Annotated in this window: 13 protein-coding genes; 8 read left to right on the top strand and 5 right to left on the bottom strand. The window is 73.0% G+C overall.

The annotated features are described in order from the left end of the window. The first annotated feature begins 120 nt into the window (after positions 1-120). Positions 121-468: a hypothetical protein gene (locus tag ACIP67_RS32675; protein ID WP_401696617.1), complete on the top strand. Its 348-nt coding sequence runs from the start codon at positions 121-123 to the stop codon at positions 466-468. Here the strand turns inward: ACIP67_RS32675 and ACIP67_RS32680 are convergent. Beyond that, on the bottom strand, positions 455-1294 hold the full coding sequence (locus tag ACIP67_RS32680; protein WP_401696618.1) for a DUF4184 family protein: 840 nt from the start codon (positions 1292-1294) through the stop codon (positions 455-457). The genes ACIP67_RS32675 and ACIP67_RS32680 overlap by 14 nt on opposite strands. A gap of 350 nt (positions 1295-1644) precedes the next feature. On the opposite strand from ACIP67_RS32680, the gene ACIP67_RS32685 reads away from it, so the two are divergent. Next, positions 1645-3438, top strand: a complete 1794-nt coding sequence (locus tag ACIP67_RS32685) for a lytic transglycosylase domain-containing protein (protein WP_401696619.1) — start codon at positions 1645-1647, stop codon at positions 3436-3438. A 129-nt stretch (positions 3439-3567) separates the two neighbouring features. Here the strand turns inward: ACIP67_RS32685 and hrpB are convergent, their stop codons facing one another. Together hrpB and ACIP67_RS32695 are read right to left on the bottom strand one after the other, a co-directional pair. Further along, positions 3568-6093 (bottom strand): ATP-dependent helicase HrpB, encoded by a 2526-nt coding sequence (gene hrpB, locus ACIP67_RS32690; protein WP_401696621.1) that lies wholly within the window; start codon positions 6091-6093, stop codon positions 3568-3570. Positions 6094-6282: 189 nt separating this feature from the next. Further along, on the bottom strand, positions 6283-7179 hold the full coding sequence (locus ACIP67_RS32695; protein ID WP_401696623.1) for a class I SAM-dependent methyltransferase: 897 nt from the start codon (positions 7177-7179) through the stop codon (positions 6283-6285). Between the two features lie 331 nt (positions 7180-7510). On the opposite strand from ACIP67_RS32695, the gene rpsA reads away from it, so the two are divergent. The 4 genes from rpsA to ACIP67_RS32715 all read left to right on the top strand — a co-directional run bounded on the left by rpsA (position 7511) and on the right by ACIP67_RS32715 (position 11266). Next, positions 7511-9001, top strand: coding sequence for a 30S ribosomal protein S1 (gene rpsA, locus ACIP67_RS32700; protein ID WP_401696624.1), 1491 nt, complete (start codon positions 7511-7513; stop codon positions 8999-9001). A gap of 191 nt (positions 9002-9192) precedes the next feature. Next, complete coding sequence (locus ACIP67_RS32705; protein ID WP_401696626.1) at positions 9193-10131, top strand: PAC2 family protein; 939 nt, start codon at positions 9193-9195, stop codon at positions 10129-10131. A gap of 74 nt (positions 10132-10205) precedes the next feature. Then, positions 10206-10835, top strand: coding sequence for a dephospho-CoA kinase (gene coaE / locus ACIP67_RS32710; protein WP_401696627.1), 630 nt, complete (start codon positions 10206-10208; stop codon positions 10833-10835). Positions 10836-10885: 50 nt separating this feature from the next. Beyond that, a complete protein-coding gene (locus tag ACIP67_RS32715) occupies positions 10886-11266 on the top strand; it encodes a tetratricopeptide repeat protein (RefSeq protein WP_389511501.1) in 381 nt (126 codons plus the stop codon). Positions 11267-11391: 125 nt separating this feature from the next. Here ACIP67_RS32715 and ACIP67_RS32720 read toward each other — a convergent pair whose 3' ends face one another. Then, the gene (locus tag ACIP67_RS32720) at positions 11392-11658 is read right to left on the bottom strand and encodes a DUF6343 family protein (RefSeq protein ID WP_401696629.1); all 267 of its coding nucleotides are present in this window, start codon (positions 11656-11658) and stop codon (positions 11392-11394) included. Between the two features lie 149 nt (positions 11659-11807). Here ACIP67_RS32720 and ACIP67_RS32725 point away from each other — a divergent pair, with 149 nt between their 5' ends. Together ACIP67_RS32725 and ACIP67_RS32730 are read left to right on the top strand one after the other, a co-directional pair. Next, complete coding sequence (locus tag ACIP67_RS32725) at positions 11808-12491, top strand: class I SAM-dependent methyltransferase (protein ID WP_401696630.1); 684 nt, start codon at positions 11808-11810, stop codon at positions 12489-12491. A gap of 50 nt (positions 12492-12541) precedes the next feature. After that, entirely contained in the window at positions 12542-13237 is a 696-nt protein-coding gene (locus ACIP67_RS32730; protein WP_401696632.1) for a uracil-DNA glycosylase, read from the top strand. A gap of 30 nt (positions 13238-13267) precedes the next feature. Here the strand turns inward: ACIP67_RS32730 and ACIP67_RS32735 are convergent, their stop codons facing one another. Continuing rightward, positions 13268-14746: a LamG domain-containing protein gene (locus tag ACIP67_RS32735; protein ID WP_401696633.1), complete on the bottom strand. Its 1479-nt coding sequence runs from the start codon at positions 14744-14746 to the stop codon at positions 13268-13270. Between the last annotated feature and the right edge of the window lie 70 nt (positions 14747-14816).

Here is a 14816-nt window from a genome sequence, read left to right on the forward strand (position 1 = left end):
CGGCGGTGCACTGGGTGCGGCGGTGCACCGGACTGTGCACCGGCCTGCGGCGGTAGGAGCGTGCTGGAGGGGCCTTGGCGGGCGGGCCCCTCGGCGGCCCTTCGGTGACTCGGTGCACTGGTGTGCGCCACGGCGGCCGCCGATCAGTCGGTGCGCCCCGACGCGGCGCCCGCCGGGCGGCCGCTGCCCGCCCACGCGCGTGGCGCCGCCCCCGCCGGGCGGCCGCTGCCCGCCCACGCGCGCGGCGCCGCCACCCCCCGCGTCCCCGGGACCCCGCTCACCACCGTGCGCGCGGCCGCCGCCCGTCTCGGGGGACTCGCGCCGCTCTCCCGGATCGAGGTCGCGCACGGCTACCTGGCACTGGCCCTCAGCGCCCTCGGCCGCCTCCCCAGACCCGGGGCGGCACGTCGTATCACCGTGTCCTTGGTGCCCGTGCGGCCGGTCGGCGAGCCGTTCAGCCCACGCTGACCTGGTCCGGACGCCCCGCGGACTCCGGGGCGACGGGACGCGCCGCGCGGACGCCCACGGCGTACAGCAGCAGGCCCAGCACCAGGCCGGCGCCCGCCCCGAAGCACAGCGTCGGGATCAGCTCGTACGGCTTCGCCCGGGAACCCCAGTACTCCCACCACCGCGTCGCCCGCCGCACCGCCGCGACCAGCGCGCAACCGCCGATCACCGCCGCCGCCCACCACCGGTCCCGCGCCGACAGCACGGGCACCCCGGCCGGCTCGGCGACAGGGGTCCGGCGCAGCGCGTACACCACGAAGGACACGATCACGACCGCGGCCACGGCGGAGCCGCCGTACTGCAGGTACCAGTACAGCGGTGAGCCCGCGACCTTCTCGCCGAGCACCGGGAACAGGCGCATGCCCCACCGGTCGAGGTGCGTGAAGGCGTCCCACACCACATGGGTCAGCGCGCCGAGCACCGCGGACACGTACCACCACAGGAGGGTGGGCGGACGGACACGCGCGCGGGGCGCCCCGCAGCGCGCCAGGGTGGCCGGACGGGTCTGACGGGCCCGTGGCAGGAGGGCCACGAGCGGTTCGCGCACCAGCAGCCACAGCCCCACCAGCGCCCAGGCGACGAGCACGTCGACGGTGAACACGCCGGCGAAGGAGTGCGTGACGTCACCGAACTCCATGGCCCCCGGTGCGACGCTCGCCGCGTAGTAGGTCATGTCGGGCGCGAAGGATCCCGCCACCAGGACGGCCGGCACCAGCGGGCCGCGGCCGGTGCCGTCGGCGCGCAGGGCGGGCAGCACGGCCGCCGCATGACTGAGGGTGAACGGCAACAGGGCTCCCCGTGGCGGACATTGGCGGATTTCGACGGACCGGTCGGGTCGGAAGTCCGACGACGCGCACCAGTATGCGCGACGCCACTGACACCGGAACGGAGATGACCGGGTGGTGAACACCGCGTTCGAACGGGTGCCGGTGCCACCGAAGTTGTCGTAGGGTCGCCTGGGCCACCGAGTCGAAAGGCCCGGTCGAACAACCGAACAGAACGGCGCAAACCGCTCGGGAGCGCGACCCACGGGGAGGGACGACGGCCCCACGGGGCTGGTGAGGCGGTACGTCCCCACAGGGGCGGGCGCATCGGACGGAGACGGGCGCACGGGTGTCCACGGGAGGGGTTCACTTCATGTCGGCGCATTTCGGCAGGAGGCTGCGCAAGGGAGCGGTCAACACGACCGTGGCCGCGGTGGTCGTCGCGGCGCTGGCCGCGTCCCAGGCACCCGATGTCACGGCCGGCGGCGCGACCGGCGGACGGACCGCCGCCGATGCCGCCTCCGGCACGGGCTCCGACGACAGCGCCACCGGCAACTCGCCGTACTACACGGACCTGCCGCCGCTGAACAGCCCCACACCCTCGCCGAGTCAGAGCACCGGCACCACGCCGGCCGCCACCGGCGACACCGAGGCCGGCATCCCCGCGACCGTGCTGGACGCCTACAAGAAGGCCGCGGCGGCGCTCGCCGAGGCCAAGCCCGGCTGCAACATGCCGTGGGAACTCCTCGCCGCCATCGGCAAGGTCGAGTCGGGTCAGGCCGGCGGCGGCAACGTCAACGCCGACGGCACCACCCTCACGCCGATCCTCGGCCCGGTCCTCGACGGCAACGGCTTCGCCAACATCAGCGACACCGACAACGGCGCCTACGACGGCGACAGCACCTACGACCGCGCCGTGGGCCCGATGCAGTTCATCCCCTCCACCTGGGAGTGGGCAGGCCGCGACGGCAACGGCGACGGCAAGAAGGACCCCAACAACATCTACGACGCGGCCCTCGCGGCCGGTCACTACCTGTGCCGCTACAGCTGGGACATGTCCACCACGTCCGGGCTGCGCAGCGCGATCCTCAGCTACAACAACTCGACGGAGTACTACGACACCGTCGTGTCGTGGCTGGAGTACTACCGCAAGGGCACCCACGAGATCCCCGACGGCACAGGCAGCCTGCCGTCCAGCCGCAGCGACGACGACAGCGCGACGACCACCTCAACCTCGCCCTCGGCCTCGTCCTCCGCTTCGCCCTCCACCTCGCCGTCCACGACGCCGTCGACGACTCCGAGCACGACCCCGTCGACGACCCCCAGCACTCCGGCCCAGACGCCGACCGAAACGGTCGACCACCTCGAGAACGCGGGCACGGCGAAGCTCACCGCCATGGCGGGCGACGCGTTCACCCAGACGATCAGCGCCCGCGCCGAGACCGAGGCCGGCGAGGCCGTCGGCAAGGTCAGGGTCCGCTTCACCATCGTCGGCGACACCGACGCCACCTTCACCGGCGGTGAGAGCGTCGCCACGATCGTCACCGACAGCAAGGGCGTCGCCACGGCCCCCGCCCTCCAGGCGGGCGAGGAGACCGGCACCTTCACCGTCCGCGCCACGGTCCTGGGCCGCGTGCTGCCCGCCCTCGACTACACGGCCACGGTCACCGCCCGTGCCGCCGACACCCTCGCCCGCACCACCAGCACCGCGCTGACCTGCACCGCGGGCGGTACGTTCACCGACCAGGTCGAGGTCAAGGCCACGTACCAGGGGGCCGCCGCGGACAAGGTCGCGGCCACCGCCACCCTGATCGCGTCGGCCGGCGACACGACCGCGAACGACAAGGGCCCCTACTTCAAGGACGCCGCCAGCAACGCCGTCCGCACCCTGACGGACCTGCGGACCGACGCCGACGGCCTGCTCCAGCTGCCGAAGCTGTACGCCGACGACACGGCCGGCACGTTCCTGCTGCGCATCACCACCACGGGCGGCGCCACGCTCACGGTCGAACTGACCGTCACGGCCGTCCCGTCCACCACGCCGAGCCCGTCGGAGAGCGCGTCGGAAGGGTCGTCGGAGACCCCCTCCGACGACACCTCCGCGACCGAGAGCGAGAGCGAGACCGCGACCGCGACCGCGTCCGAGTCGGCGACGACCGGCTCGTAAGCCCTCCCCGCACCACCCACGCGCACCGAGCACCACCCACGCGCACCCCGCACCACGACGACGGCGCCCCTCCCACCCGAGAGGGGCGCCGTCCTGATGTGTCATCAGATCGCTCGGACCACTTCACGCTCACCGTCCGAGCCGCGCCTTGGTGTGCCGGGTCGGCTCGGCACCGGCCGGGTCCTCCGGCCACGGATGCTTCGGATACCGGCCGCGCAGCTCCGCCCGTACGCCCTTGTAGCCGTCCCGCCAGAAGGAGGCGAGGTCGGCGGTGACGGCCGCGGGCCGCCCGGCGGGGGACAGCAGGTGCACCAGCAGCGGCACCCCGGCCACCCGCGGCGACTCCTGGAGCCCGAACATCTCCTGGAGCTTCACCGCGAGCACCGGCTGCTCGGGGTTCGCGTAGTCGATCCGGATCCTGGAACCACTGGGTACGGTGATCCGCTCCGGCGCCAGCTCCTCCAGCCGGGCCGCTTCACCCGAGGCCCACGGCAGCAGCCGGGCGAGGGTCTCCCCGGCGTCGATCCGCGCCAGATCGGCGCGCCGCCGGGCCCGGCCGAGCTCCGGCTCCAGCCAGTCCTCCACGCGCGCGTGCAGCGACGCGTCGGACACGTCGGGCCACGGCTCCCCCAGGTGCAGCCGGAGGAACGCCAACCGCTGCCGCAGTACCTCTGCCTCCGGCGTCCACCGCAGCAGCGCCAGCCCTTCCTGCCGCAGCCCCGCACGCACCGCCTGCCGTACGAGCGCGGCATCGGCGTCCCTCAGCGGCCGCACGCCCAGCTCCACGGCACCGAGCCGCTCGACGCGCCGGGCGACGACGTCACCGTCGGCCCAGTGGACCTCGTCGCGTTCGTCGAGCAGGGTTCCGGCGGCGAGCCGTGCCACCTCCTCGTCGACCACCCCCGCCAGCTGCACGCGCGCGTGCCCCTTGCCCACCGGACGGTCGGCCACGGCGACCGCGAGCCACGGCGCGCCGCGCAGGGCGGAGCCCTCCCGGACCTCGGCACGGGTCCCGGACACCATCAGGTGCGAGCCGCCGTCGGCCCTGGCGAGGCGCTCGGGAAAGGCGAGGGCGGCGACGAGCCCCGCGGTGGCGTCCTCACCGCCCCCCTCCCGGGGCGGCGGGGCGTCCCGCGAGGGAGGGCGGGCGGACTCCGCGGCGACCGACCGCAGCCGCCGCACCTCCGCCCGCCACCGCGAGCCGTACGCGTCACCCCCGCGCCGGGCGCCCCGCACGGCGGCGGCCAGGTCGTCCCCGTACTCCCGAGGAGCCTCCTCGCTCAGCAGCGCGACCACCTCGGCGGCGCGCTCCATCCCCACCAGCGACGCCCCGTCCAGCAGCGCCCGCCCCAGCCGTGGGTGCAGCCCCAGCCGCGCCAGCCGCACCCCCCGCTCCGTGGCCCGGCCGACCGGGTCCACCGCGCCGATCGCCGTCAGCAGACCCCGCGCCGCGGCCATCGCGCCCGCCGGCGGCGGATCGAGCAAGGCCAGCCCGGAGGCGTCGGGATCGCCCCAGCAGGCCGCCTGCAGGGCGAACGCGGTGAGGTCGGCCACTTTGATCTCCGGGGACGGGAAACGCGGCAGACGGGCGTTCTCCGCCTCCGGCCAGCACCGGTACACCACGCCCGGCGCCTCGCGCCCGGCCCGTCCGGCCCGCTGCCGCGCCGCCGCGTGGGAGGCGCGTACGGTCGCGAGCGCGCTCAGCCCCCGCGCGTGGTCCACCCGGGGCTCCCGGGCGAGCCCCGCGTCGACGACCACCCGCACCCCCGGCACGGTCAGCGACGACTCGGCCACCGCCGTGGCCAGGACCACCCGGCGCCCCTCGCCGGGCCTCAGCACCGCGTCCTGCACGGCCGCCGGCGCCCGCCCGTGCACCTGGAGCACCTCCACCCCGCCCAGCCCCTGGAGCTGCCCCGCGACCCGCGCGATCTCCCCCACGCCCGGCAGGAAGCACAGCACGTCCCCCGGCCGCTCCGCCAGCGCCCGCCGCACCACCGACGCCACATGCCCCAGCAGCGCCGGATCGACCCACGTGCCGTGCGGCGGCCGGACCGGCCGGGCCGCAGGCGCCCAGACGACCTCGACGTCGAACGCGGCGCCGTGCGCCTCGACGACAGGCGCCCCGCCCAGCAGCCGGGACCAGCCCTCCGTGTCCGTCGTCGCCGACGCGGCCACCAGCCTCAGCTCCGGCCGCAGCGCCTCCCGGACGTCCCACAGGAAGGCGGCCGCCGTGTCCGCGTCCAGATGGCGTTCGTGGCACTCGTCCAGCACCACCACGTCGACACCGGTCAGCTCCTGGTCGCGCTGGAGGCGCTGCAGCAGCACACCGGTCGTGACGACCTCCACGCGCGTGTGCCGCCCTACGACCCGTTCCCCGCGCACGGTGTACCCGACGTTCCCGCCGGCCTTCTCACCCAGCAGCCACGCCATCCGCCGGGCCGCCGCACGCGCCGCGATCCGCCGCGGCTCGGCCACCACCACGCGCCGCCCGGGCCCCTCGCCCAGCAGCCCCGCCAGCGCGAGCGGCACCAGCGTCGTCTTGCCGGTGCCGGGCGGCGCGGCCAGGACGGCCGTCCCGGTCCGGTCCAGGGCGTCGTTCAGGGAAGGCAGGGCGGCCCGCACGGGCAGCGCGTCCAAGGCGTCGTCACGGATCACGCCCCTAGTGTCGTACGCCTCGACGACGCGCCCGCCGCGTGCCTTCACCACGCGCCCCACGCGCGCACGAGGCGCGCGCCGCCCACGCGCGCGTGCCCTTTCCGGTCCCCGCCCTACCTCCGGCTCCGGCCCGCCGCCTACTCGCCCACCCCGCGGCTCCGTGCCGCGCGGCGGTCCGCGCCGACGCCGTCAGTCCCGCTCGCACACGAAGATCGCCGTCCCCGGGATCAGGCCGCCGCGCAGCGGCGACCAGCCGCCCCACTCCGAGCTGTTCCAGGCCGGCCACTCCGGCTCGACGAGGTCCACCAGCCGGAAGTCCGCGGACACGATGTCGCGGACCCGGTCGCCGAGGGTGCGGTGGTGCTCGACGTAGACCGCGCGGCCGTCCTCGTCCTGCTCGACGTAGGGCGTGCGGTCGAAGTAGGACGAGGCGACCGACAGGCCCTCGGGCCCCGGCTCGTCGGGGAACGCCCAGCGGACCGGGTGGGTCACGGAGAAGACGAAACGGCCGCCCGGGCGCAGCACCCGGCGCACCTCCCGCAGGACCAGCACCGGGTCGGCGACGAAGGGCAGCGCCCCGTACGCCGAGCAGGCCAGGTCGAAGGAGGCGTCCGCGAAGGGCAGCGCGGCCGCGTCGGCGCACACCAGCGGGAAGGTGACGCCGATGCGCAGCGCGTGCTGGAGCTGGCGGTGGGAGAGGTCCAGCGCCACCGGGCGGGCGCCCTGCGCGGCGAGCCAGCGCGCGCACTGGGCCGCGCCGGCGCCGATCTCCAGGACGTCCCGGTCCTTCAGCTCCTCCGCCGGGCCGAGCAGCTCGGCCTCGACCTCGTCCAGGCCCTCGGGGCACCACACGAAGCGGTCGTCGCCGAGGAAGGTGCCGTGTTCGATCTGGTACTCGTCCGCGTTGCGGTCCCACCAGCCCCGGTTGGCCCGGGCGCTCTCCGTGACGTCGGCATCGCGGCGGGTGGCCTCCGGCTCGGGCGCCGGCCGGGGTGCCGGCCGGGACACCGACTGGGACGATACGGGCTCTTGGATGATGGGCTCCCTCGTCGTACTCTTCCGTCCAACCCGCCCCGGCGGTGCCACAGAGGTGTCACCGGAGGGTTCTTCCGGGGCCCGTGTGGCCTCAAAAGACAGGTTCAGTGCCGGGTATGCGGCGATCCGCCCCGGGTGTGCGCGTTCGCGCATTGACCCTGCCCGGCTGCCCCCGTATGCTACAAGTTGCGCTGCGGGCCTGCGCACCTCAGACGTAGCAGGCTGCGCTCGCATCTGTTGTATGTCCCCTCGGTTGTCGAGGCGCCGTCACCGGTCACCCGGTGGGGCGCTTCCTTGGCTGTCCGGCTTCTGCAGAGCGAAACGGGCTCCCGGCGTAAGCAGTACCTACGACTTCAATGTCCGTACCGGAGCCCTTTCCCACATGACGAGCAGCACCGAGACCACCGCCACCACCCCGCAGGTAGCGGTCAACGACATCGGTAACGAGGAAGCCTTCCTCGCCGCGATCGACGAGACGATCAAGTACTTCAACGACGGCGACATCGTCGACGGCGTCATCGTGAAGGTCGACCGGGACGAGGTCCTGCTCGACATCGGTTACAAGACCGAAGGCGTTATCCCGAGCCGCGAGCTCTCCATCAAGCACGACGTCGACCCCAACGAGGTCGTCGCCGTCGGTGACGAGATCGAGGCCCTTGTTCTCCAGAAGGAGGACAAGGAAGGCCGCCTGATCCTCTCGAAGAAGCGCGCCCAGTACGAGCGTGCCTGGGGCACGATCGAGAAGATCAAGGAAGAGGACGGGATCGTCACCGGTACCGTCATCGAGGTCGTCAAGGGTGGTCTCATCCTCGACATCGGCCTCCGTGGCTTCCTCCCGGCCTCCCTGGTCGAGATGCGTCGCGTCCGCGACCTCCAGCCCTACGTGGGCAAGGAGCTCGAGGCCAAGATCATCGAGCTGGACAAGAACCGCAACAACGTGGTCCTGTCCCGCCGTGCCTGGCTGGAGCAGACCCAGTCCGAGGTCCGCCAGACCTTCCTCACCACCCTCCAGAAGGGTCAGGTGCGGTCCGGTGTGGTCTCCTCGATCGTCAACTTCGGTGCCTTCGTGGACCTGGGTGGCGTCGACGGTCTGGTCCACGTCTCCGAGCTGTCCTGGAAGCACATCGACCACCCCTCCGAGGTCGTCGAGGTCGGCCAGGAGGTCACGGTCGAGGTCCTCGATGTCGACATGGACCGCGAGCGCGTCTCCCTGTCGCTGAAGGCGACCCAGGAAGACCCGTGGCAGCAGTTCGCCCGCACCCACCAGATCGGCCAGGTCGTGCCCGGCAAGGTCACGAAGCTGGTTCCGTTCGGTGCGTTCGTCCGCGTGGACGAGGGCATCGAGGGTCTGGTCCACATCTCCGAGCTGGCCGAGCGCCACGTGGAGATCCCGGAGCAGGTCGTCCAGGTCAACGACGAGATCTTCGTCAAGGTCATCGACATCGACCTCGAGCGCCGTCGCATCAGCCTCTCGCTGAAGCAGGCCAACGAGTCCTTCGGTGCCGACCCGGCCTCGGTCGAGTTCGACCCGACCCTGTACGGCATGGCCGCGTCCTACGACGACCAGGGCAACTACATCTACCCCGAGGGCTTCGACCCCGAGACCAACGACTGGCTCGAGGGCTACGAGAAGCAGCGCGAGGAGTGGGAGCGCCAGTACGCCGAGGCGCAGACCCGCTTCGAGCAGCACCAGCAGCAGGTCATCAAGTCCCGCGAGGCGGACGCCCAGGCCGCTGCCGAGGGTGGCGAGGCCGCTGCTCCGGCCGCGACCGGCGGTTCGTACTCCTCCGAGGGTGCCGACACCTCCGGCGCGCTGGCCTCGGACGAGGCGCTGGCCGCCCTGCGCGAGAAGCTGGCCGGTGGCCAGAGCTGATCGCTAGCCGCTGATCCCAGCCGCTCACTGAGGGGCCGTACCTTTCGAGGTGCGGCCCCTTGGCGTTGCCCGGCGAAGCGGGCCCTCACCCGGCGGCCCGCCCCAGGGGCCGACCGATCAAGGTGACGGGGCGGGAATGCGTACACCGGCGTGCGCGTTGGGATGTACGAACACGAGGAGGAGCGGTCCAAGTGCTTGATCCGCAGGGTTTGTACGCATGGGAGCCGAAGGGGCTGGCCGTCGTCGACATGGCGCTCGCCCAGGAGTCGGCCGGACTTGTCATGCTCTACCACTTCGACGGATACATCGACGCGGGGGAGACCGGCGACCAGATCGTCGACCGCCTCCTCGACGCGCTGCCCCACCAGGTCGTCGCCCGCTTCGACCACGACCGCCTGGTGGACTACCGCGCCCGCCGTCCGCTGCTGACCTTCAAGCGCGACCGGTGGACCGACTACGAGGAACCGGCCATCGAGGTACGCCTCGTCCAGGACACCACCGGAGCGCCCTTCCTGCTGCTGTCCGGCCCCGAGCCGGACGTGGAGTGGGAGCGCTTCGCCGTCGCCGTCCGGCAGATCGTGGAGCGGCTCGGCGTGCGCCTGTCCGTGAACTTCCACGGCATCCCCATGGGCGTCCCCCACACCCGCCCCGTCGGCCTCACCCCGCACGGCAACCGCACCGACCTCGTCCCGGGCCATCGCAGCCCCTTCGACGAAGCCCAGGTCCCCGGCAGCGCCGAAGCACTCGTCGAGTACCGCCTCATGGAAGCGGGCCACGACGTCCTGGGCGTCGCCGCGCACGTCCCGCACTACATCGCCCGCTCCGCGTACCCCGACGCCGCCCTGACCGTCCTGGAGGCCATCACGGCCGCCACGGGACTCGTCCTGCCCGGCATCGCGCACACACTGCGCACGGAGGCGCACCGCACGCAGACCGAGATCGACCGCCAGATCCAGGAGGGCGACGAGGAACTCACCTCCCTCGTCCAGGGCCTGGAGCACCAGTACGACGCCGCCGCCGGCGCCGAGACCCGCGGCAACATGCTCGCCGAACCCGTGGACATCCCCTCGGCGGACGAGATCGGGCGGGAGTTCGAGAAGTTCCTGGCGGAGCGCGAGGGCGAGGGCTGAGCCGTCGTCCGGCTGAGACGTCGTCCGGGGGTCTGCCGGACGCGCTGTCGGCGGCAGGCCCTAAGCTTCCCGTCATGCTGAAGGTGGGCCTGACCGGCGGGATCGGCGCCGGCAAGAGCGAGGTGTCGCGGCTGCTCGTCGCCTGCGGCGCCGTGCTGATCGACGCGGACCGCATCGCGCGCGAGGTCGTCGAACCGGGCACCCCCGGTCTCGCGGCGATCGTCGACACCTTCGGTGAGGAGGTCCTCACCGACGACGGCACCCTCGACCGCCCGACCCTGGGCTCCATCGTCTTCGCCGACCCCGCGAAGCTCGCCTCCCTCAACGCGATCGTCCACCCCCTCGTCGGTGCCCGCTCCCGCGAACTGGAGGACGCCGCCCCCGAGAACGCCGTCGTGGTCCACGACGTCCCCCTCCTGACCGAGAACGGCCTCGCCCCCCTGTACGACGTCGTTATCGTCGTCGACGCCCCGCCCGCAACCCAGCTGGACCGGCTCCTCCGGCTGCGCGGCATGACCGAGGGCGACGCCCGCGCGCGCATGGCCTCCCAGGCGACACGCGAGCAACGCCGCGAGATCGCGGACATCGTGATCGACAACGACGTGCCGCTGCCGGACCTCGAACGACGCGTCCGCGAGGTGTGGGCCGACCTGGCACACCGGGCGCGTGCGCCCCGCGAGCCCCTCGGATCACCGGAGGAATAGCGGCCCCCGCCCCGCGCGTTGAACGCGTGCAGCGAGGGAAGGATTTTTCCGTGCCCGATACCAGCGGTTCGACCGGACGTACTCCGGAGACGCATGTCATCGACTTCCGTGCCGCCGAGCAGCTGCTCGCCGCACGGGACCCGCGGGGCGCGGTGAAGCTGCTCGACGGTGTCATCGCCGCCCATCCCGAGAACACGGCCGCCCGCCTGCTGCGCGCGCGTGCCTTCTTCGCCGCCGCGCAGCTGCGTCCCGCCGAACTCGAGTTCACGATCGTCCTGGAGCGGGAACCGGACAACGCGTTCGCGCACTTCGCGCTCGCCCGGACCTATGAGCGGCAGGGCCGCGGCGACCAGGCCAAGCGCCACTTCCGGCTGGCGGCCGCACTGGACCCGAACCCGCAGTACCTGAAGGCGGCACGCTTCGACACCTGAGGGGCCGCCGCCGCACCGGCGGCTCATGGGCCTGGGTGCTCGGGAACGCACCTGCCCGGGCCCGGGTACGGACCTGCCTGGCTACGGACCTGCCTGGCTACGTACCTGCCCGGGTACGGACCTGCTCAGGTGCGCGGGTGGTCCGGCGGCCAGTACGGGGGCACGTTCCGGCCCGGCTGGTAATGCGGACCCTGCCGCAGATGCCTGAGGATCATGGCCAGATCGATGCCGGCCACCAGCCACAGCACACCGCAGGCGGCGGCCCATCCCACTCGTCCCACCAGCGCGAACGCGCTCGTGCCGAAGCCGGCCCAGAGCAGCCCCCACACGCTCAGCCACAGACGCATCCGCAGCGCGCTGCGCGCTGTCGTCGGCTCACTGCCTGTACGCATCGGATCATCACTCCTGCTGGAAACGTACTCCTCGGCCCGGACGTCCTCCACAGAAGGCGAACGGACGTCCCATCGCTCGAACGGGTGAACCGTCGGATGGGGGGAACGGCCCGGCGGGGACGGCCCGTTGGACTGGCATGAGGCGTGACATGCGAGAGGGATACGAGGGAACGGGTCCCGGGGCCATCACCCCCGACGGATGCGCGGTCGAGCTCTACAGCCGACTGCGGGTGGGCGACGAGCCGGACATCATCGCCGCCGCGGTCCGCGCGGGCGCGCACATCCTGGAACTGGGCAGCGGCGTCGGCCGCGTCACCCACGCGCTCGTGGAGCGTGGGTTCACCGTCACGGCGGTCGACGAGTCCGCCCAGATGCTGGAGCGCGTCCGTGGGGCACGCACCATACGCAGCCCCATCGAACACCTCGACCTGGGCGAGACCTTCGACGTCGTGATGCTCGCGTCGTTCCTGGTGCACAGCGGGGACGACGAGGTCCGGCGAGGCATGCTGCGCGCCTGCGCGCGCCACGTCGCGCCGGGCGGACACGTGCTGATCCAGCGGGAGGGCGAGGACTACCACGCGAACCTGCCCCGCGAACGGGTCGACCCGGCCGGCTGCACGGTCCGGATCCTGTCGGCCGACCCGGTCGGCGACGGTGTCCACGAGGTGCACGCCGAGTACGTGTTCCCCGACGCGGTATGGACCCAGACGTTCCGTTCCCGCCCCCTCACCCCGGAACAGTTCGAGGACGCGCTGGCCGAGGCAGGTCTGAGAGTGGACCGTTACCTGACGGAGGACGGGGTCTGGGTGAGGGCGGTGCCCATGGGGGAGTAGCGGGATCCGGGACGGCGCGGCCACGGCGAAGGGGGCTTTACCGTGGAGGCATGGACGCCGCTCATGCCCTCGCCGCCCTCGACCGGCGCGTGGCGGGGTGCGGGGCCTGTCCCCGGCTGGTGGCCTGGCGCGAGGAGGTGGCCCGGACGAAGCGGGCCGCCTTCGCCGACTGGACCTACTGGGGGCGGCCGGTGCCCGGCTTCGGGCCGTCCGACGCACGTCTGCTCGTCGTGGGGCTCGCCCCGGCCGCGCACGGCGGCAACCGCACCGGCCGGATGTTCACCGGCGACCGTTCCGGGGACGTCCTGTACCGGGCGCTGTACGACGTGGGGCTCGCCTCGCAGCCCACCTCGGTGTCGGCCGACGACGGTCTCGCCCTGCACGGCGTACGGGTCACCGCGCCCGTGCACTGCGCACCGCCCGCCAACAAACCCACCTCCGAGGAGCGGGACACCTGCCGTCCCTGGCTGGTGCAGGAGCTGCGGCTGCTGCGGCCGACATTGCGCGCGGTCGTCGTCCTGGGCGCCTTCGGCTGGCAGGCGGCACTGCCCGCGCTCACCGAGGCCGGCTGGTCCGTTCCCCGGCCACGGCCCGCCTTCGGGCACGGGGTGCGCGTGCCGCTCGACGGTCTCGACCTCTTCGGCTGCTTCCACGTCAGTCAGCGCAACACGTTCACCGGGCGGCTCACCCCCGAGATGCTGCGGGACGTCCTGCGGACGGCGGCGGCAGCGGCGGGACTGCCGTGAGCCGCGCCGCTGCCGCGGCCCGCCCGCGGCTCACAGGACGCGGGCCGCCGCGATCGGCCGGTCCGTCACCGGGTGGGCGCTCGCCTTGGCGGTGTTGACACTCCACCGGTACCGGGAGAACTCGCCGGTGGTGTCGGAGGCGTAGAACATCATGTGGCCGATGCCTACGCCCTCGAAGTTCTCCTCCGCGACGGGGCCGACCATGCGGGTGTCGGGATACTTCGGGTAGTTGGTCAGCGCGTACACGCCGTGCGGCTCGGACGTGCAGTCGACCACCTCGACGGCGTACTGCGTCTCGCCGGTGAAGTCGGCGACGCCGCTGAAGACGCCCTTGACCTCGCGGACCATGACGATGTGGCCGGTGCTGTCCTCGACCTGCCCGTCGTAGTCGACCGCGATCAGGTCGCCCGGCCGGAGGTCGGTGACCTCCAGGACGCGCTGGAAGCGCGGGCCGGCCGTGCCGTCGGTGAAGGCCCGGCGGTAGTCGGCGGCCTCGGGGATGCGGTCCTGGAAGTACTGGGTGAAGTAGGCGTCGGTCGCCCACCCGTAGGTATGCCTGAGCACCCAGGTCAGGAAGGAGGAACAGCGGGCCAGCGCGGTCCAGCTCGACAGGTCGTCGGGCGTGCCCCAGGTGACGGACGAGGAGGAGCCGACGAGGTAGACGTTGTTGAGGCGGGCCGTGCGGCCGCTGATCAGGGAGACCTCGTCGGCGCTCAGGGCGCGGCGGTAGGCGCGGACGTCGTCGATGGCGCCCTTGAAGCGGTTCACGTACGCGCCGTCCCAGCGGGCCCTGCCGATGTTGAAGCCCTGGGTCGCCGCCCAGGACAGGACCGCGTCGGCGCTTCCCTCCAGCACGCCGTCGACGTAGAGGTGGACACGGGTGCCGTCCCACACGCCGGTCAGATGGGTCCAGCGGCCCAGGACGGGCGCGCTGGTGGCGAGGGCGGAGATCTTGACGCTCTGGTCCTCGCCGCGGACCTTGAACGCCCAGGTGGCGGCCGTGTCGTCGTACTGGAGCAGGAAGCGGCTGCAGGCGGTGCCGTCCTGGCTGACCGCGGTGTACATGTTCGCCAGGTCGGCGGGGTCGTCGGTGTCGTCCGAGAGGCGTACCCAGGCCGAGACGGTGAAGGGCGCCGTGGTGTCCAGGGCGGAGGACGTGGCGGCGTACGCGGCGGACGTGCCGTCGAAACCGAGTTCGCCACCCGCGCGCAGGGCCGTCCAGATCGCGCCGGAGCCGAGGGTGAGGGTCAGGCCGCGCCCGGAGCGGTCGGCGCCCGATCCGTCCAGCGGCCAGTGCCCGGCCAGGCCGTCGGTCAGATAGCCGGCCGCGAGCAGCCGCTGGTACTGCACCATCCGCTCGGCCTCCGCGAGGTGCGGGGCGCCGACGGGGGTGAACGGGGTGTCCAGCGGCGCGTCGGCCGCGGCGGGTCCCGCACCGCCCAGCACACCGCTCATCGCGCCCGCCCCCACGAGTGCCGCACCGCTCAACAGCCCACGTCTGCTGACCATGTCGTTCCTCCCCGTCCCGCATGTTCCGGCATATCCCTTCGGACGCGTGTCCGAAGGGTCGCCAGAGTCT

The organism is Streptomyces sp. NPDC088812, assembly GCF_044750285.1.
Taxonomy (GTDB): Bacteria; Actinomycetota; Actinomycetes; order Streptomycetales; family Streptomycetaceae; genus Streptomyces.